18 protein-coding genes are annotated in these 18,925 nt (G+C 58.0%); 10 read left to right on the forward strand and 8 right to left on the reverse strand.

Going from position 1 to position 18,925, the window contains the following annotated elements; genetic code table 11:
- Positions 1 to 5 precede the first annotated feature (5 nt).
- Positions 6 to 1,223 (reverse strand): argininosuccinate synthase, encoded by a 1,218-nt coding sequence (locus tag AC3I0A_RS21710; RefSeq protein WP_008009296.1) that lies wholly within the window; start codon positions 1,221 to 1,223, stop codon positions 6 to 8.
- 129 nt (positions 1,224 to 1,352) lie between these two features.
- Entirely contained in the window at positions 1,353 to 2,261 is a 909-nt protein-coding gene (locus AC3I0A_RS21715) for a flagellar protein MotY (protein ID WP_489374533.1), read from the reverse strand.
- A gap of 170 nt (positions 2,262 to 2,431) precedes the next feature.
- Between AC3I0A_RS21715 and pyrC the strand changes: the two genes are divergently transcribed.
- On the forward strand, positions 2,432 to 3,478 hold the full coding sequence (gene pyrC / locus AC3I0A_RS21720; RefSeq protein WP_489374535.1) for a dihydroorotase: 1,047 nt from the start codon (positions 2,432 to 2,434) through the stop codon (positions 3,476 to 3,478).
- Positions 3,475 to 4,152, forward strand: coding sequence for a ribonuclease T (rnt, locus tag AC3I0A_RS21725; protein WP_489374536.1), 678 nt, complete (start codon positions 3,475 to 3,477; stop codon positions 4,150 to 4,152). The genes pyrC and rnt overlap by 4 nt, the downstream gene beginning before the upstream one ends.
- Before the next feature lie 75 nt (positions 4,153 to 4,227).
- Here rnt and AC3I0A_RS21730 read toward each other — a convergent pair whose 3' ends face one another.
- Positions 4,228 to 4,830 carry a peroxiredoxin gene (locus tag AC3I0A_RS21730; RefSeq protein ID WP_489374538.1) on the reverse strand — a complete coding sequence of 201 codons (603 nt, stop codon included), beginning with the start codon at positions 4,828 to 4,830 and terminating at the stop codon, positions 4,228 to 4,230.
- Between the two features lie 316 nt (positions 4,831 to 5,146).
- Between AC3I0A_RS21730 and AC3I0A_RS21735 the strand changes: the two genes are divergently transcribed.
- Together AC3I0A_RS21735 and bfr are read left to right on the forward strand one after the other, a co-directional pair.
- Positions 5,147 to 5,365 (forward strand): bacterioferritin-associated ferredoxin, encoded by a 219-nt coding sequence (locus AC3I0A_RS21735; protein WP_489374540.1) that lies wholly within the window; start codon positions 5,147 to 5,149, stop codon positions 5,363 to 5,365.
- A gap of 199 nt (positions 5,366 to 5,564) precedes the next feature.
- Positions 5,565 to 6,035, forward strand: a complete 471-nt coding sequence (gene bfr, locus AC3I0A_RS21740; protein WP_489374541.1) for a bacterioferritin — start codon at positions 5,565 to 5,567, stop codon at positions 6,033 to 6,035.
- Positions 6,036 to 6,133: 98 nt separating this feature from the next.
- On the opposite strand, the gene grxD is transcribed toward bfr, so the two are convergent.
- The 3 genes from grxD to AC3I0A_RS21755 form a co-directional block, all read right to left on the reverse strand.
- A complete protein-coding gene (gene grxD, locus AC3I0A_RS21745; RefSeq protein WP_150643657.1) occupies positions 6,134 to 6,475 on the reverse strand; it encodes a Grx4 family monothiol glutaredoxin in 342 nt (113 codons plus the stop codon).
- 124 nt (positions 6,476 to 6,599) lie between these two features.
- Positions 6,600 to 8,708 (reverse strand): molybdopterin oxidoreductase family protein, encoded by a 2,109-nt coding sequence (locus AC3I0A_RS21750; protein ID WP_489374543.1) that lies wholly within the window; start codon positions 8,706 to 8,708, stop codon positions 6,600 to 6,602.
- Positions 8,709 to 8,845: 137 nt separating this feature from the next.
- Positions 8,846 to 9,136 (reverse strand): hypothetical protein, encoded by a 291-nt coding sequence (locus AC3I0A_RS21755; protein WP_489374545.1) that lies wholly within the window; start codon positions 9,134 to 9,136, stop codon positions 8,846 to 8,848.
- Between the two features lie 416 nt (positions 9,137 to 9,552).
- On the opposite strand from AC3I0A_RS21755, the gene argF reads away from it, so the two are divergent.
- Complete coding sequence (argF, locus tag AC3I0A_RS21760; protein WP_489374546.1) at positions 9,553 to 10,473, forward strand: ornithine carbamoyltransferase; 921 nt, start codon at positions 9,553 to 9,555, stop codon at positions 10,471 to 10,473.
- Positions 10,470 to 11,579 (forward strand): ABC transporter ATP-binding protein, encoded by a 1,110-nt coding sequence (locus AC3I0A_RS21765; protein WP_489374548.1) that lies wholly within the window; start codon positions 10,470 to 10,472, stop codon positions 11,577 to 11,579. Before argF ends, AC3I0A_RS21765 begins: the two co-directional genes overlap by 4 nt.
- 150 nt (positions 11,580 to 11,729) lie before the next feature.
- Here AC3I0A_RS21765 and AC3I0A_RS21770 read toward each other — a convergent pair whose 3' ends face one another.
- Complete coding sequence (locus AC3I0A_RS21770) at positions 11,730 to 12,512, reverse strand: PhzF family phenazine biosynthesis protein (protein ID WP_489374550.1); 783 nt, start codon at positions 12,510 to 12,512, stop codon at positions 11,730 to 11,732.
- Between the two features lie 107 nt (positions 12,513 to 12,619).
- Complete coding sequence (ybaK, locus tag AC3I0A_RS21775; protein ID WP_489374552.1) at positions 12,620 to 13,090, reverse strand: Cys-tRNA(Pro) deacylase; 471 nt, start codon at positions 13,088 to 13,090, stop codon at positions 12,620 to 12,622.
- Between the two features lie 382 nt (positions 13,091 to 13,472).
- Here ybaK and AC3I0A_RS21780 point away from each other — a divergent pair, with 382 nt between their 5' ends.
- The 4 genes from AC3I0A_RS21780 (at position 13,473) to glpD (ending at position 18,636) form a co-directional block, all read left to right on the forward strand.
- Positions 13,473 to 14,321, forward strand: a complete 849-nt coding sequence (locus tag AC3I0A_RS21780; protein WP_489374554.1) for an MIP/aquaporin family protein — start codon at positions 13,473 to 13,475, stop codon at positions 14,319 to 14,321.
- 80 nt (positions 14,322 to 14,401) lie between these two features.
- Positions 14,402 to 15,907 carry a glycerol kinase GlpK gene (gene glpK / locus AC3I0A_RS21785; protein WP_489374556.1) on the forward strand — a complete coding sequence of 502 codons (1,506 nt, stop codon included), beginning with the start codon at positions 14,402 to 14,404 and terminating at the stop codon, positions 15,905 to 15,907.
- Between the two features lie 95 nt (positions 15,908 to 16,002).
- Positions 16,003 to 16,758, forward strand: coding sequence for a DeoR/GlpR family transcriptional regulator (locus tag AC3I0A_RS21790; protein ID WP_489374557.1), 756 nt, complete (start codon positions 16,003 to 16,005; stop codon positions 16,756 to 16,758).
- A 339-nt stretch (positions 16,759 to 17,097) separates the two neighbouring features.
- Complete coding sequence (gene glpD / locus AC3I0A_RS21795) at positions 17,098 to 18,636, forward strand: glycerol-3-phosphate dehydrogenase (RefSeq protein WP_489374559.1); 1,539 nt, start codon at positions 17,098 to 17,100, stop codon at positions 18,634 to 18,636.
- Positions 18,637 to 18,925: the final 289 nt, after the last annotated feature.

Below are 18,925 nucleotides of genomic sequence, written 5' to 3' on the forward strand. Positions count from 1 at the left end.
ATCAATCAGAACAATTTCCGACCTTTGTTTGCGGCAATACGCATACGCAACGCATTGAGTTTAATGAAGCCCGCAGCATCCGCTTGATTGTAAGCGCCGCCATCCTCTTCAAAAGTCGCAATGTTTGCATCGAACAACGATTCATCGGACTTACGGCCGGTGACAATGACGTTGCCCTTGTACAGTTTCAGGCGAACCACGCCATTCACGTGTGCCTGAGACGCATCGATCATCTGTTGCAGCATCAGACGCTCGGGGCTCCACCAGTAACCGGTGTAGATCAGGCTGGCGTACTTAGGCATCAGCTCGTCTTTGAGGTGAGCCACTTCGCGGTCCAGGGTAATCGACTCGATCGCACGGTGAGCACGCAGCATGATGGTGCCGCCAGGCGTCTCGTAGCAGCCGCGGGACTTCATGCCGACATAGCGGTTCTCGACGATGTCCAGACGGCCAATACCGTGTTCGCCACCGATACGGTTCAGGGTCGCCAGCACGGTGGCCGGGGTCATTTCGACGCCGTCCAGTGCGACGATATCGCCGTTGCGGTAGGTCAGTTCCAGGTATTGCGCCTTGTCAGGAGCCTTCTCCGGGGAGACGGTCCAGCGCCACATGTCTTCTTCGTGCTCGGTCCAGGTGTCTTCCAGCACGCCGCCTTCATAGGAGATGTGCAGCAGGTTGGCATCCATCGAGTACGGGGATTTTTTCTTGCCGTGACGCTCGATCGGGATGTTGTGCTTTTCAGCGTAATCCATCAGCTTTTCACGGGAGAGCAGATCCCATTCACGCCACGGAGCAATCACTTTGACCCCAGGCTTCAACGCATAGGCACCCAGTTCAAAACGAACCTGGTCGTTACCTTTGCCGGTTGCACCATGGGAAATGGCGTCGGCGCCGGTTTCGTTGGCGATTTCAATCAAACGCTTGGCGATCAACGGACGAGCGATGGAGGTACCCAACAGGTACTCGCCTTCGTAAACGGTGTTGGCGCGGAACATAGGGAAAACGAAATCGCGGACAAACTCTTCGCGCAAATCGTCGATGTAGATCTCTTTCACGCCCATGGCTTGTGCCTTGGCGCGTGCAGGTTCGACCTCTTCGCCCTGACCCAGGTCAGCGGTGAACGTCACCACTTCACAGTTATAAGTATCCTGCAGCCACTTGAGGATCACCGAAGTGTCCAGGCCGCCGGAATACGCCAGAACGACCTTGTTTACGTCCGCCATGCCATCACTCCACCGGGTTGTACGGAAAGCCTTTGATTCTACCGTTCAAACCAATAAATTTACAGAGGCGCGACAGCTTATGACGACGAAGCGACAGATTATGTCGAGTGCGCGACGACTACAGCCGTTTCAGGAAGTCGCCGCCGCATTGCTCGCGGAGCTGACCTGTGGAGCCGGCTTTTCGGTGGGTGCAACACGCTCGAGGTGAACATTGACCCGGCGATTCTTCGCTCGATTGGCGGGATTGGTATTGGGTGCCAAAGGATAGCGCTCACCGTGGAAACGCATGATGATTTGCGACTCCTGGACGCCGTTGACCTTGAAAAAATCCATCACCGCCAAGGCTCGACGCCGCGACAGATCACGATTGGTCAAACGATTGCCGCTGTTATCCGAGTGGCCGTCGAGCTCGATGTGATTGACGCTCGGATCAGCCTTGAGGAACTCCAGCATGACCTGCAATCTGGCCTTGGCCTGCGCATCAAGGTCGATGCCACCGCCTGGAAAGCCGACTTCGGCCTGCTTCACTTGATCGAAATTCATCGGCAACAGCTTGGCAGTGCACGCCTGATAATCGCTATAGGCCTTGTTGAACTTGACCGGTAACAAACGAACTTCAGAAACGCCACCCTCCCGAGAGTAATGGCGAACCACCGGGCTGCGGCCGTCCAGCAAGCCATTGAACAGTCGACCGGCCTGCACCTGCGAACTGTTGAACAGCACATCGCCACTGCCGGCCCTCACCGCCCCCAGATTGATATCACCGCGCCCCGGCTGCCAGGGTGCAGCGGCCGCCAACAAGGTCGCCGAGCCACCACCGAGCGTCGAGTTGTAGGCCTTGAGGCGGAACGTCGCCTGCTCGCCAGCACGCCGCACGAACTCACCGGAACCAAAATCGGTAATGGGCTGGCTCAGGCGGCACTCGAATTTGTCACCATCGACCTTCCACTCGATGCTTTCCAGACGCGTCTGGAAAGTCACAGCCATCGCGGGCAGGCAGGCAAACACACTGAGCAAGGCTAAATAACGCTGGCGCACGGGAGGCTCCATTGGCTTCTACACAAAAGACCGACACGCGTTTACGGCATATCAGTTGTTTACAGCACACCTATGGGATATCGGAAGCTTGCTGCAAAACTTGATAGCGAGTGCCTGAGAGAGTCTTTTCCGGTAGCATTCCCCTCAGTTTGACCCGCCTGGAATCCCCAATGTCCGACCGCCTGACCCTGCTGCGTCCCGACGACTGGCATATACATCTTCGCGATGGTGCTGTGCTACCCAATACTGTTGCGGATGTTGCGCGCACCTTTGGCCGCGCCATCATCATGCCCAACCTGGTACCACCGGTGCGTAACGCCGTTGAAGCCGATGCCTATCGCCAGCGTATTCTCGCTGCGCGCCCGGCCGGCAGCGTTTTCGAACCACTGATGGTGCTCTACCTGACCGATCGCACGGAGCCTTCCGAGATTCGCGAGGCCAAGGCCAGTGGTTTCGTGCACGCCGCCAAGCTCTATCCGGCCGGCGCGACCACCAACTCGGACTCTGGCGTTACCAGCATCGACAAGATCTTCCCTGCACTTGAGGCCATGGCCGAAGTCGGGCTGCCCTTGCTGATTCACGGTGAAGTCACTCGCGGCGACGTCGATGTCTTCGACCGTGAAAAACTGTTCATCGACGAACACCTGCGCCGGGTCGTGGAACGCTTCCCGACACTCAAGGTGGTGTTCGAACACATCACCACCCGTGAAGCCGTGCAGTTCGTCAACGAGGCCCCGGCCAACGTAGGCGCGACCATCACTGCTCACCACCTGTTGTACAACCGCAACCACATGCTGGTTGGCGGGATTCGCCCGCATTTCTATTGCTTGCCGATCCTCAAGCGCAATATCCACCAGGAAGCACTGCTCGACGCCGCCACCCGTGGCAGCGAGAAGTTTTTCCTGGGTACCGATTCGGCCCCGCATGCTCAACATGCCAAAGAAGCGGCGTGTGGCTGTGCCGGTTGCTACACCGCTTATGCTGCGATCGAGATGTATGCCGAAGCCTTCGAACAGCGCAATGCACTGGACAAGCTCGAAGGTTTCGCCAGTTTGCATGGCCCGCGCTTCTATGGCCTGCCAGCGAACACCGATAGCATCACCCTGGTTCGCGAAGAATGGACCGCCCCGACCAGCCTGCCCTTCGGCGAGCTGTCTGTAATCCCGCTGCGCGCCGGTGAAAAACTGCGCTGGCGCCTGCTGGAGAAACACTCGTGAGTGAAGACCATTTCGACGACGAACAAGACGGCCATAACGGCGGTGGCGGCTCTCGCCATCCAATGGCAGCCCGGTTTCGTGGTTACCTCCCGGTAGTCGTCGACGTTGAAACCGGTGGTTTCAACTGTGCCACCGATGCCTTGCTGGAAATTGCCGCGGTCACCATCGGCATGGACGAAAAAGGCTTCGTGTTCCCTGAACACACCTACTTCTTCCGGGTAGAGCCTTTCGAGGGCGCGAACATCGAAGCAGCCGCTCTGGAGTTCACCGGGATCAAGCTCGATCATCCGCTGCGCATGGCTGTCAGCGAAGAAACGGCCCTGACCGATATCTTCCGCGGCGTACGCAAGGCTCTGAAGGCCAATGGCTGCAAACGCGCGATTCTGGTGGGGCATAACAGCAGCTTCGATCTGGGCTTCCTCAACGCCGCTGTCGCGCGCCTGGACATGAAGCGCAACCCGTTTCATCCGTTCTCCAGCTTCGACACCGCGACGCTGGCCGGTCTGGCTTATGGTCAAACCGTGTTGGCGAAGGCCTGCCAGACTGCCGATATCGACTTCGACGGTCGCGAGGCCCACTCGGCACGCTACGACACCGAGAAGACCGCCGAGCTGTTCTGCGGCATCGTCAACCGCTGGAAACAAATGGGCGGCTGGGAAGACTTCAACGACTGATCGGGTCGCCTGAAAATATCCCGCCCATAAAAAAACCGGCCTCAGAGGCCGGTTTTTTTATGCCTGACGCCTGGTTTACAGCTTGCCAGCGTTCTCGGTCAGGTAAGCAGCAACGCCTTCTGGCGAAGCAGTCATACCTTTGTCGCCTTTTTTCCAGTTGGCCGGGCAAACTTCGCCGTGCTCTTCGTGGAATTGCAGAGCGTCGACCAAGCGGATCAGCTCTTCCATGTTACGGCCCAGCGGCAGGTCGTTGATGATCTGCGAACGGACAACGCCTTTGTCGTCGATCAGGAACGCGCCACGGAAAGCCACGCCGTCTGCGGACTGAACGTCGTAGGCTTTCATGATTTCCTGCTTGATGTCGGCAGCCATGGTGTATTGAACCTGGCCGATGCCGCCATTGTTCACAGGGGTGTTGCGCCATGCGTTGTGGGTGAAGTGCGAGTCGATCGACACCGCGACCACTTCAACGTTGCGTGCCTTGAAGTCAGCCATGCGGTTGTCCAGAGCGATCAGCTCGGACGGGCAAACGAAGGTGAAGTCCAGTGGGTAGAAGAACACCAGGCCGTATTTGCCTTTGATGGCCGAGGACAGGGTGTAGCTGTCTACGATCTCGCCATTGCCGAGTACGGCCGGTACGGTGAAATCAGGGGCTTGTTTGCCTACGAGTACGCTCATTGGATATCTCCTGGTGTAATAACGTTGAAGAACAGGGTTCGTACCAGCCTGCCACCCTCAGGCGACAGCCCTGTGACACGAACCCGCTTCGCAAGGACCGGCCATCATACACTGCGTTTTTAACCTGTCCTTAGCGGTTTTTTTTCGAGACAGGTAAAAAGCCGCTGCTATATTTTCCTCATGGAGACGTGAGAGGAAACCGTTCGTCAGTCACACGCCCTTATGACGAAAAGCTTTCAGAAACCACTTTGACAATCATTCTCGTTAACATTAAGATCCATCGCAATCGAGTCACAACCAGCGACGGTTTTCACTTATGTATGTCTGCCTCTGCACTGGCGTCACCGACGGTCAAATCCGCGATGCAATCTATGAAGGTTGCTGCAGCTATCGGGAAGTACGTCAGGCCACCGGCGTTGCCAGCCAATGCGGCAAATGCGCCTGCCTTGCCAAGGAAGTGGTTCGTGAAACCCTGACCAAACTGCAAAGCAGCCAGGCAGCGATCCCCTACCCTGTAGAATTTTCTGCCGCTTAAATAACGTATTTTAAAGAACCGGACTTAGCGTCCGGTTTTTTTATGTCTGGAAATCAACTGCTTAGCACCGCGATGCGGAACAAAAACATTCTTATTCCGATTAATTTTCATATATTATTCAATAACTTAGGTTTGACACTAGTAGTTGCGCGGCTCAAACTATATTCATATACCGCGAATATAGGGCAGGATTCCCATCATGAAAGGCGACGTTACAGTCATCCAGCATCTCAACAAGATTCTTGCCAATGAGCTGGTCGCGATCAATCAATACTTCCTGCATGCACGCATGTATGAAGATTGGGGCCTGGGCAAGCTCGGCAAGCACGAATACCACGAATCCATCGACGAAATGAAGCATGCGGACAAGCTGATCAAGCGCATCCTGTTCCTCGAAGGCCTGCCGAACGTACAAGACCTCGGCAAGCTGCAGATCGGTGAACACACCAAGGAAATGCTTGAGTGCGACCTGCGCATCGAGAGAACCGCCCATGCCGATCTCAAGGTGGCCATCGCTCACTGCGAAGTGACCGGCGACTTCGGCAGCCGTGAACTACTGGAAGATATTCTTGAGTCTGAAGAAGAACATATCGACTGGCTGGAAACCCAACTGGGCCTGATCGATAAAGTCGGTCTTGAGAACTACCTGCAATCGCAGATGGGCGAGTAACCTGGCGCCCTGCTCTCGATACAACAAAAGTCTCGATGCAACAAAAAGCCCCACCCTCTTTCGAGAGGCGGGGCTTTTTGTTGTCAAATCACCAGCGATCAGGCTTCGGTCTTGTTCGCTGCGGCTTTTTCGACAGCAGCTTTGATCGTGGCCTGCAATGAACCGTCGGCGGCCATTTCAGTCATGATGTCGCTACCGCCGACCAGCTCACCACCGACCCACAGTTGCGGGAAGGTTGGCCAGTTGGCGTATTTTGGCAGGTTGGCGCGGATTTCCGGGTTCTGCAGGATGTCCACGTAAGCGAACTTCTCACCACAGCCCATAACGGCCTGAGCGGCTTTCGCGGAGAAGCCACACTGTGGGGCATTCGGCGAGCCTTTCATGTAAAGCAGAATGGTGTTGTTGGCAATCTGCTCTTTAATAGTTTCGATAATATCCATGGAGCACCTCGGCTGAACTTTCCGACTCAGTTGTCGGCACGGTGGCGCATTGTAACGGAAAGCCGAGCGCTATGCTCGGCCTCCCCGACAGGCACTCATTATCGCAGAAATCCCTGCGCTACACTCAGGCCGTCGCCACCTTGACCGGCACGCCGTTCAACGCCGCGTTGCCGGAAAGCTCATCCAGCTGTCGCTCATCCGTAAGGTCATTGGCGCTGGCACCCGGCTGGCCAGTGGCAATTCCCATCTGCACCCCAGGCCGTGCATGGCCCCAACCATGGGGCAGACTGACCACGCCCGGCATCATCTCGACGCTTGCCAGCACTTCGACCTCGATGGCTCCGACCCGCGAGCTGACACGCACTCGCTGCCCATCACTGAGGCCGCGACTGGCCAGGTCATCCGGGTGCATCAGCAATTGATGACGCGGCTTGCCTTTCACCAGGCGATGGTAGTTATGCATCCAGGAGTTGTTACTGCGTACATGCCGGCGCCCGATCATCAACAGTTCGTCAGGCAATGGTGCTTGCAGCGCGGCAAAGCGCTCCAGATCAGCCAGAATCACTGCAGGCGCCGCCTGAACGTGCTGATTCGCGGTCTTCAAACGCGGCCCGAGATTCGCCTTGAGCGGCCCCAGGTCGATCCCATGGGGATGGTCGAACAAGGTCGCAACGGACAACTTATAGGTCGAAGCATCGCCATACAGGCCGGCACGCAGCCCTCGGTCGATCATCTGCGCCGGGGAAATGGTCGGTTTGAGCTCTTTGCCGGTCTTCGCCGCAAAGGCTTGTGCCAGGCCGACAAATATTTCCCAGTCGTGCAATGCACCTTCAGGCCTGGCCAGAATCGCCCGATTGAAACGACTGACATTACGCACCGCGAACATATTGAACGTGGTGTCGTAGTGATCGTTCTCCAGCGCCGAGGTCGATGGCAGGATCAGGTCGGCATAGCGGGTGGTTTCGTTGATGTACAGGTCGATGCTGAGTATGAACTCCAGCCCGTCCAGCGCCTGCTCCAGTTGCCGGCCATTGGGCGTGGACAGCACCGGATTTCCGGCGACCGTGATCAGCGCTCGTACCTGGCCTTGCCCTTCAGTGAGCATTTCTTCGGCGAGTGCCGACACCGGCAGCTCGCCGCCATATTCCGGACGCCCCGAGACCCGGCTTTGCCAGCGATTGAAATGTCCACCCGAAGTCGAAGCCACCAGGTCCACCGCAGGTTCCGTACACAGCGCGCCGCCGACCCGATCGAGATTGCCGGTCAGCAGATTGATCAACTGAACCAGCCAGTGGCACAAGGTGCCGAATGACTGAGTGGAAACCCCCATGCGGCCATAGCAGACGGCTTTGTCTGCTGCGGCGAAATCCCGCGCCAACTGACGGATTTGCCCGGCCGGGACGGCGCAGAGTGCGCTCATCGTCTCGGGTGTGAAGCGTCTGATTGCCTGGCGGACCTCGTCCAGACCCTCTACCGGCAAATGGCTGTCGCGGGTCAAGCCTTCATCGAACAAGGTGTTGAGCAAGCCGAATAACAGCGCCGCATCGCCACCCGGACGGACAAACACATGTTGATCGGCGATGGCCGCCGTTTCGCTGCGCCGTGGATCGACCACTACCACCTTGCCGCCCCGCGCCTGGATCGCCTTCAAGCGCTTCTCCACATCCGGCACGGTCATGATGCTGCCGTTGGAGGCTAACGGGTTGCCGCCCAGAATCAGCATGAAGTCGGTGTGATCGATGTCCGGAATCGGCAGCAACAAGCCATGGCCGTACATCAGGTGACTGGTCAGGTGATGAGGCAACTGGTCGACCGAGGTGGCGGAAAAGCGGTTGCGGGTTTTCAGCAGGCCGAGAAAGTAATTGCTGTGGGTCATCAGCCCATAGTTATGCACGCTGGGATTGCCCTGATAGACCGCCACGGCGTTCTGTCCATGACGCTCCTGAATCGCCCCGAGTCGCTCGGCTACCAGCGCAAACGCCGCCTCCCACTCGATAGGCTGCCATTCGCTGCCGACCCTGAGCATGGGTTGGCGCAGGCGGTCCGGATCGTTCTGGATATCCTGCAGCGCTACCGCCTTGGGGCAGATATGACCGCGACTGAAGCTGTCCTGCGGATCACCCTTGATCGAGGTGATCTGCACGCCAGCGCCGTCGACCGCAGTGGTTTCGATGGTCAAGCCACAGATGGCTTCACACAGGTGGCAGGCACGGTGATGGAGAGTCTTGGTCATGGCCAGTCTCTATTATTCGAAGCAGCCAGCCTCAGGCCGCGAGAACAAAACTATGGCGCCTGACCGGCCACCGCGCCAGAGACGTTCATCTTGTGAATCCAGAGGCATCAGGCCAGCCGATACCGGCCAGCCAACATTCAGCCCATTGGAAGCCCGGACGGCCTCTGCAACTGAATGTCCTCGATGGTTTCGATCTGCTCATGGGCCAGGTGGATCCCGGTGAGCTCGCCGATCAATCGCCAGTGCTCGTCGAGCCCGGTGCTGACGGTCGCCATGCGGTCGATCATGCGCCGCCCCGCGGCCTTGGTCACTTCGTCGTCACTGCGCAGCAACTCGAAAGACATCGAGGTCACAGCCGCGGTGAGGTGAGTCAGGGAGCGTGCAGTCAGCCCCAGTAACTCCATTAATTGCTGCTCTTTCGACTCCACTCCAGAAACTCCATGTATCGCTTGTGACATCTTTATAGCCCAGCACCTGGCATTAGGAAATGTTTGAGCTGGGCCAGCCTGACCGATCCTGCCTGCAAAAAACCCGGCTAACCGGTCAAAAACCGACTGTTACTGCACTTTGCCCATCCCGGCTGATTGCCAAGCCGCGCGCGGGCAGTGTACAAATGTCGTGCTGCAGTCAGGAAACAGGCTTCAAAAGCGCTACCGCGACATCCTCGTAGCACCTCTGAACTCCCCTAAGAACAGTAGCCTATTGGTAAGACGCGACATTTAATGTCAAGATCGCGCCTTCCCCTATTTCGTCGCCCCGTGCGGCTTTCGCCGCAGGTCTCGCCCGTTTTTCAATTAAACAAGGCTTTGAGTATCTGCGGTCTGTTGCAAAAAGGTAGTTAATGATGAGCGCAAGGCACTTTCTCTCCCTGATGGATTGCACGCCCGAAGAGCTGGTCAGCGTGATTCGTCGCGGCATCGAGCTGAAGGACCTGCGCAATCGCAGCGTACTCTTCGAGCCATTGAAAAACCGCGTTCTCGGGATGATTTTCGAGAAGTCCTCGACCCGTACCCGCCTCTCCTTCGAAGCCGGCATGATCCAGCTGGGTGGCCAGGCGATCTTCCTCTCGCCGCGCGATACTCAATTGGGCCGTGGCGAGCCGATTGGCGACTGCGCCATCGTCATGTCGCGCATGCTCGATGCGGTGATGATCCGTACCTTTGCCCACAGCACCTTGACCGAATTCGCCGCCAACTCCCGCGTACCCGTGATCAACGGCCTGTCCGACGACCTGCATCCCTGCCAATTGCTGGCTGATATGCAAACCTTCCTCGAACACCGTGGTTCGATCCAGGGCAAAACCGTTGCCTGGATCGGCGATGGCAACAACATGTGCAACAGCTATATAGAAGCGGCCATTCAGTTCGACTTCCAGCTGCGCATCGCCTGCCCGCAAGGTTACGAACCGAACCCGGAATTCGTCGCCAAGGCCGGCGATCGCGTGACCATCGTCCGCGACCCTCGGGATGCGGTGCTCGGCGCTCACCTGGTCAGCACTGATGTCTGGACCTCCATGGGCCAGGAAGAGGAAACCGCCAAGCGCCTGGCGCTGTTCAGCCCCTTCCAGGTGACTCGCGCCCTGCTCGATCTGGCTGCACCGGATGTGCTGTTCATGCATTGTCTGCCGGCTCACCGCGGCGAGGAAATCAGCCTCGACCTGCTCGACGATCAGCGCTCTGTCGCCTGGGATCAGGCGGAAAACCGTCTTCACGCACAAAAGGCTCTGCTCGAGTTTCTGGTCGAGCCGGCGTATCACCACGCATGAGCCATCCATTACTGCTCAACCTGCATAATCTGGCCTGCGGCTACCAGGACCAACGGGTTGTGCAGAACCTCAACCTGCACCTCAATGCTGGAGATATCGGTTGCCTGCTCGGCTCGTCCGGTTGTGGCAAGACCACCACCCTGCGGGCGATTGCCGGTTTCGAGCCAGTGCACGAAGGTGAAATCCAGCTGGCCGGCGAAGTCATCTCCAGCGCCGGCTTCACCCTGGCGCCGGAGAAGCGTCGGATCGGCATGGTGTTCCAGGACTACGCACTGTTTCCGCACTTGAGCGTAGCCGAGAACATCGCCTTCGGGATCCGCAAGCATCCGCAAAAGGATCGCGTGACCAACGAACTGCTCGAACTGGTCAACCTGAAAAATCTTGGCAAGCGCTTCCCCCATGAGCTGTCCGGCGGCCAGCAGCAGCGTGTCGCGCTGGCTCGCGCATTGGCGCCAGAACCACAGTTATTGTTGCTCGACGAACCCTTCTCCAACCTCGACGGCGAGTTGCGACGCAAACTCAGCCATGAGGTGCGGGACATTCTCAAGGCCCGTGGCACCAGCGCGATTCTGGTGACCCACGACCAGGAAGAAGCCTTCGCGGTCAGCGACCATGTCGGCGTGTTCAAGGAAGGTCGACTGGAGCAGTGGGACACACCGTATAACCTCTATCACGAACCGTTCACCCCTTTCGTTGCGAGCTTTATCGGTCAGGGTTACTTCATTCGCGGCCAATTGCAGAGCCCGGAATCGGTACAGACCGAACTGGGCGTAATGCGCGGCAATCGTGCCTATACATGGCCGATTGGCGCGGCTGTCGATGTGCTGCTGCGCCCGGACGATATCGTCTATGCACCGGACAGCGAGCTGAAAGCGCGAATCATCGGCAAGACCTTCCTTGGCGCTTCGATGCTGTATCGCCTGCTGTTACCGACCGGTAGCCAGCTGGAGTCGATCTTCCCGAGCCATGCTGATCATCTGGTCGGTGCTGATGTCGGTATTCGAGTGGCGGCAGAGCATCTCGTACTGTTTCAGGCGTCCGGCAGCACGGCGGCGCAGATTCCGGAGGTGGATTCCGGTGTCCGACGGCATAGCTCCGCTAGCTGATACGCAGTGCCTGTGGCGAGCACGCGCTTGATGCGAAGAAAATCCAATGTGGGAGCGAGCTTGCTCGCGATGCAGGCGGCGCGGTTTTTCAGATGTACCGTGCCGCTGCCATCGCGAGCAAGCTCGCTCCCACAGGTCGAGGTTAGCCTGTCAGCCCAGCATCAATTTCCCGCTGGCCACCAGCGTCGCATTGCCGCCGATCTTCACCCGCCCCCCTTCCAGGCGACAGAACAACTCGCCACCGCGCGCCGAACATTGATACGCCGTCAGGCTCGACTTGCCCAAGCGTTGCGACCAGTACGGAATAAGGCTGCAATGGGTCGACCCGGTCACCGGATCTTCGTTGATCCCGATCGCCGGGGCGAAATAGCGCGAGACAAAATCATGCCGAGAGCCCTGCGCCGTAACAATCGCACCCGGCCACGGCAGTTTCGCCAATGCGGCCATGTCAGGCTGGCAATCCAGAACGGCCTGCTCGGACTCCAGCACCACGAGCAGCTCGTTGGAACCCAGCACGTCCACCACCTTCAGCCCCAGCGCGCGCTCTACCTGCGGAGTCACACCCACCTCGCGGGGCACAATCGCCGGAAAATTCAGCCACAAGCGCTCACCTTCACGGCTGACGCTCAGGGGGCCCGACTTGCTGATGAAGTCCAGCCGATCGACCGACTCCTTATAAATCTCGAACAAAACATAAGCGCTGGCCAAGGTGGCATGACCACAAAGCGGAACCTCAGTGGTCGGCGTGAACCAGCGGATATGCCAGCCTTGGTCTTCGCGCACCACAAAAGCGGTTTCGGCCAGATTGTGCTCGGCGGCAATCTTCTGCATTAACTCATCGGCGAGCCATGCATCGAGCCGATAGACCATGGCCGGGTTGCCACTGAACGGCCGATCACTGAACGCGTCGACCTGATGAAACTCAAGCTGCATAACCCTACCTCTTCCTTGAAAATGCGACAGCGAGCATGCGCCCGGACACCCTCCGGGGATAGTTACAGAGCAGGTTAATTTGCGCCATACAGCGTCAATTCAAGCCATCAAGCCCGACCAATATCGGCGAACTTCGCCTGGGTATGCTCGGCCAGTACAGCCGCTGATAGCTCCACTTCAAGGCCTCGGCGCCCGGCGCTGACAAAAATGCTGGCGAAGGGTTGGGCGCTGTTATCGACGAAAGTTCGCAAACGCTTCTTCTGCCCTAAAGGACTGATCCCACCCAGCAGGTAGCCGGTAGCCCGTTGCGCGGCGGCCGGGTCCGCCATCTCGACTTTTTTCACCCCCGCAGCCTGGGCCAGCGCCTTCAAATCCAGACTTCCGACGACCGGCACCACCGCCACCAACAATTCACCCTTTTCACTGGCGGCCAACAGCGTCTTGAACACCTGCGCCGGATCGAGCCCCAGTTTTTCTGCAGCCTCCAGGCCATAGGAAGCAGCCTTGGGATCATGTTCGTAACTGTGCACTCGATGTTCGGCACGAACTTTTTTCAACAAATCCAATGCTGGGGTCATGACGGCTCCGGGCGTGGCCAATGGAATAGAACATTGAGGGAGGATTCTAGGTCATCAGTTGGCAAAAGGCTCTATTGCGCAGCTGCTACGCCGGCTGCCGATTGAATCCATTGGCCATCCTCCAGCTCACTGGCAGCGCTCCCCACATGCCTGCAGCGTGATCATTCACACGACTGATAGACAAAAAATGACCGACAGTTCACTTTCGACCTTTGACAGCAGCGTTTCTTGTCTATATTTTTTCGAATATGAATATGCTTCAACAGCTCCAGCGAAGCACCCAGCAGTAAGCCAAGACCAGGATGGGGATCCTGCCTCGGTGAAAATCGCGCTCGGACCATGATGAGAACAGCGCCAGACAACAACAAAAACGAGGTTTTCAATGACAACTGCTTTACAACAACCTTCGCTCTCGAGCCAATGCATGGCCGAGTTCCTGGGGACTGCTTTATTGATTTTCTTCGGTACTGGTTGCGTTGCCGCGCTCAAGGTCGCGGGAGCCAGCTTTGGCTTGTGGGAAATCAGTGTCATCTGGGGGATCGGCGTGAGCATGGCGATCTACATGACTGCCGGCGTTTCCGGCGCGCACCTCAACCCGGCAGTCAGTATTGCGCTGTGTATTTTTGCCGACTTTGAAAAGCGCAAACTACCGTTTTACATCTTTGCTCAGGTCGCCGGAGCCTTTTGCGCGGCGTTGTTGGTTTACACGCTTTACAGCAACCTGTTCTTCGATTACGAACAATCCCATCAAATGATCCGTGGCACCCAGGCCAGCCTGGAACTGGCCTCTGTATTCTCCACCTACCCGAACCCCGCCCTGACCACTGGCCAGGCATTCCTGGTTGAAGTGATCATCACCGCCATTCTGATGGGCGTGATCATGTCCCTGACCGACGACAACAACGGCTTGCCACGGGGCCCGCTGGCGCCCTTGTTGATCGGTCTGCTGATTGCCGTTATTGGCAGCTCGATGGGCCCGCTGACCGGTTTTGCGATGAACCCGGCACGGGATTTCGGACCTAAATTGATGACCTTTGTTGCTGGTTGGGGTGAAATATCCCTCACCGGTGGGCGCGATATCCCCTACTTCCTGATTCCAGTATTTGCACCGATCATTGGTGCCTGCCTCGGCGCTGCCGCCTATCGCGGGCTGATTGCTCGCCATCTACCCAGCGCCACACCTGCTACAAAGGATGCAGAACACGCCGTCAACGGCAAGGTCCGACTTTGAAACAGTCTGCGTGAAGCCACTGCCCTCCCGCGGCTTCGCACTCTGTGCATTTAAACTTTATCCAGTCCAAGGCAATCGACATGACCGACATTCAGAATAAGAACTACATCATTGCCCTCGATCAGGGTACGACCAGCTCCCGGGCGATCATTTTCGACCGCGACGCCAATGTGGTCTGTACCGCTCAGCGTGAATTCGCCCAGCACTACCCGCAAGCCGGCTGGGTCGAACATGACCCGATGGAAATCTTCGCCACCCAAAGTGCAGTGATGGTCGAGGCCCTGGCTCAAGCCGGCCTGCATCACGACCAGGTGGCGGCCATCGGTATCACCAACCAGCGCGAAACCACCGTGGTCTGGGACAAGACCACCGGCCGCCCGATCTACAACGCGATCGTCTGGCAGTGCCGTCGCAGCACCGAGATCTGCCAGCAGCTCAAGCGCGATGGCCACGAGCAATACATCAGCGACACCACCGGTCTGGTCACCGACCCGTACTTCTCCGGCACCAAGCTGAAGTGGATTCTCGACAATGTCGAAGGCAGCCGCGAACGCGCCCGCAACGGCGAACTGCTGTTCGGCACCATCGACAGCTGGCTGATCTGGAAATTTACGGGCGGCAAGACCCACGTTACCGATTACACCAACGCCTCGCGCACCATGCTCTTCAACATCCACACGCTGGAGTGGGACGCGAAGATGCTTGAGCTGCTGGATATTCCGCGCGAGATGCTGCCGCAGGTGAAGTCGTCCTCGGAAATCTACGGCCATACCAAAAGCGGTATCGCCATCGGCGGCATTGCCGGTGACCAACAGGCTGCGTTGTTCGGCCAGATGTGCGTCGAACCTGGCCAGGCGAAAAACACCTACGGCACCGGTTGCTTCCTGCTGATGAACACCGGCGACAAGGCGGTGAAATCCAGGCACGGGATGCTCACCACCATCGCTTGCGGCCCACGCGGCGAAGTCGCTTACGCGCTGGAAGGCGCAGTGTTCAACGGTGGCTCCACCGTGCAATGGCTGCGTGATGAACTGAAAATCATCAACGACGCTCATGACACTGAATACTTTGCCAACAAGGTCAAAGACAGCAACGGCGTGTATCTGGTCCCGGCCTTCACCGGTCTGGGCGCACCGTACTGGGATCCGTATGCCCGTGGCGCGCTGTTCGGCCTGACCCGCGGGGTACGCGTGGATCACATCATTCGCGCCGCCCTGGAGTCGATTGCCTATCAGACCCGCGATGTGCTCGATGCCATGCAGCAGGATTCCGGCGAACGCCTCAAAGCCCTGCGCGTTGACGGTGGTGCAGTGGCGAACAACTTCCTGATGCAGTTCCAGGCGGACATTCTTGGCACTCATGTCGAACGCCCGAAAATGCGCGAAACCACCGCCCTCGGCGCGGCCTATCTGGCGGGCCTGGCCTGTGGTTTCTGGGGCAGCCTGGATGAGCTGCGCGGCAAGGCCGTGATCGAGCGCGAGTTCGAACCGCAACTGGCCGAAGCCGAGAAGGAAAAACTCTACGCTGGCTGGAAAAAAGCCGTGAGCCGCACCCGCGATTGGGAGCCGCACGAAGAGGTTAAATAAGCCAGGCAGCGGACTCGTATCGGTATGTAACTGGCAGGGAGTAGATTCCTGCGGCATCATGGGCAAATTTTGCACGGCAGCCCAAAGGACGCCCCATGAATCTGCCTCCCCGTCAGCAGCAAATCCTCGAACTGGTCCGCGAACGCGGCTACGTCAGCATCGAGGAAATGGCTCAGCTGTTCGTCGTTACACCGCAAACCATTCGCCGCGATATCAATCAATTGGCGGAAGTGAATTTGTTGCGTCGCTATCACGGCGGCGCGGCTTACGATTCAAGCGTGGAAAACACTGCCTACGCCATGCGTGCCGATCAAATGCGCGATGAGAAACAACGTATCGCCGAAGCCATCGCCGCTCATATTCCCGATCATGCCTCGCTGTTTATCAACATTGGCACCACCACCGAATCCATCGCCCGGGCGCTGCTCAATCACACCCAGCTCAAGGTGATCACCAACAACCTGCACGTCGCCTCGATCCTCAGCGCCAAGGATGATTTCGAAGTCCTGCTGGCTGGCGGCAATGTGCGCCGCGACGGCGGCGTCGTTGGCCAGGCCAGCGTCGACTTCATCAATCAGTTCAAAGTCGACTTCGCCCTCGTCGGCATCAGCGGCATCGATGAAGACGGCAGCCTGCTGGATTTCGACTATCAGGAAGTGCGGGTGTCCCAGGCGATCATCGCCAATGCCCGACAAGTGTTGCTGGCCGCCGACTCCAGTAAATTTGGCCGCAACGCCATGGTTCGACTGGGACCGATCAGCCTGATCGATTGCCTGGTCACCGATCAGCCGCCAGTGCCTGCTCTCGCGCAATTGCTGAGCCAGCACAAGATTCGGCTGGAAGTGGTTTAACCCGCTGGGCACGCTCCCTTGTGGCGAGGGAGCTTGCTCCCGCTCGGCCGCGCAGCGGTCGCAAATCCGGCTGAGGTGTTCTACCTGAAAAACCGCGATTGCAGCTTTTAGGGCTGCTGCGCACCCCAGCGGGAGCAAGCTCCCTCGCCACAGAGAGCTCGCACGCCCTTTCCCCATTCAAAATGTTCGAAAATTTTCCTTTCGGCGTCCTTCGATCAGTATTTTCAATCGAAGTTGACTGGCTGTGCCCGTGTTTATGCGCTACCATTTTCGAAAATGAACACTAATGTTCGAATTCAAATATCCAATTAAAAGCTAAAAGACCCCCGAGGCCAGCCGATGCCCACTTCTACCTTGCCTGTGCCCCCTCTTGCCGAGGTCTACGATATCGCCGTCATCGGCGGTGGGATTAACGGTGTAGGGATTGCAGCTGATGCCGCCGGTCGCGGTCTGTCGGTGTTTCTTTGCGAAAAGGACGACCTGGCCAGCCACACCTCGTCCGCCAGCAGCAAGCTGATCCACGGCGGCCTACGCTATCTCGAACATTACGAATTTCGTCTGGTGCGCGAAGCCCTGGCCGAGCGCGAAGTGCTGCTGGCCAAAGCGCCACACATCGTTAAACCGATGCGTTTCGTGCTGCCACACCGTCCTCACCTGCGTCCGGCCTGGATGATTCGTGCCGGGCTGTTCCTTTATGACCACTTGGGCAAGCGGGAAAAACTCGCCGGCTCCAAAAGCCTGAAGTTTGGCGCCGACAGCCCGCTCAAAGCCGAAATCAGCAAAGGCTTCGAATATTCCGATTGCTGGGTCGATGACGCCCGCCTGGTGGTCCTGAATGCCATGGCCGCCCGTGAAAAAGGCGCCCACGTTCACACCCGGACCCGCTGTGTCAGCGCCCGTCGCAGCAAAGGTATGTGGAACCTGAACCTGGAGCGTGCCGATGGCAGCCTGTTCTCGATCCGTGCCAAGGCATTGGTGAACGCTGCGGGCCCGTGGGTCGCCAAGTTCATTCGCGATGACCTGAAGATGGAATCGCCGTATGGCATCCGCCTGATCCAGGGCAGCCACCTGATCGTGCCGAAACTCTACGACGCGCCAAATGCCTTCATCCTGCAGAACGAAGACCAGCGCATCGTGTTTGCCATCCCCTACCTGAACCACTTCACCCTGATCGGCACCACCGACCGCGAATACACTGGCGATCCGGCCAAAGTGACGATCACCGAGGGCGAAACCGATTACCTGCTCAATGTGGTCAATGCGCACTTCAAGAAGCAACTGACCCGCGATGACATCCTGCACAGCTATTCCGGTGTTCGTCCGCTGTGCAACGACGAATCCGACAATCCATCGGCCGTGACCCGTGATTACACCCTGGCGCTGTCTGGCAGCGCCGAAGAAGCGCCGCTATTGTCGGTGTTCGGCGGCAAACTGACGACTTATCGCAAGCTGGCCGAATCGGCCCTGGCTCAACTGGCACCGTACTTCAAAGGCATCAAGCCAGGCTGGACCGCGCAATCGACGCTGCCAGGCGGCGAAGACATGACCACCCCGCAGGCGTTGACCTCAAGGATCCGCGATCAATTCGACTGGATCCCGAGCGACATCGCCCGTCGCTGGGCCACCACCTATGGCAGCCGCATCTGGCGCTTGCTGGAAGGCGTGCAGAACCTGAGCGACATGGGCGAGCATATCGGCGGCGGCCTCTACACTCGCGAAGTCGATTACCTGTGCCGCGAAGAATGGGCCGTGAGCGCTCACGACATTCTGTGGCGCCGCAGCAAACTGGGGCTGTTCACCACCCCGGCAGAACAGGAAAAATTGCAGCAGTATCTCGACAAGGCCCAACACAACCGCAGCAAGATCGAAGCGGCCTGATCGGGAATCCGGGTTAAACGAAAGCCCCTGCGCCTCACGGTTCAGGGGCTTTTCCGTTTTTGCAAGAGCCTGGCACGGTCCCTGTGGGAGCCGGGCTTGCCCGCGAAGAGCGATGACGCGGTTTGTCAGATACACCGCATCGCCTGATTCGCGGGCAAGCCACGCTCCCACAGGTGCAAGGAACTCCAATCAAGTATTCGGTTTTCCGAACGCGACTTGCCGGTCGATTCGGTTTACCGGATTTCCCCTCTGCGAAAACACCGCCATAAATATTTAATACCCTTTAAAA

It is taken from the genome of Pseudomonas sp. KH_024_B2 (assembly GCF_057839965.1).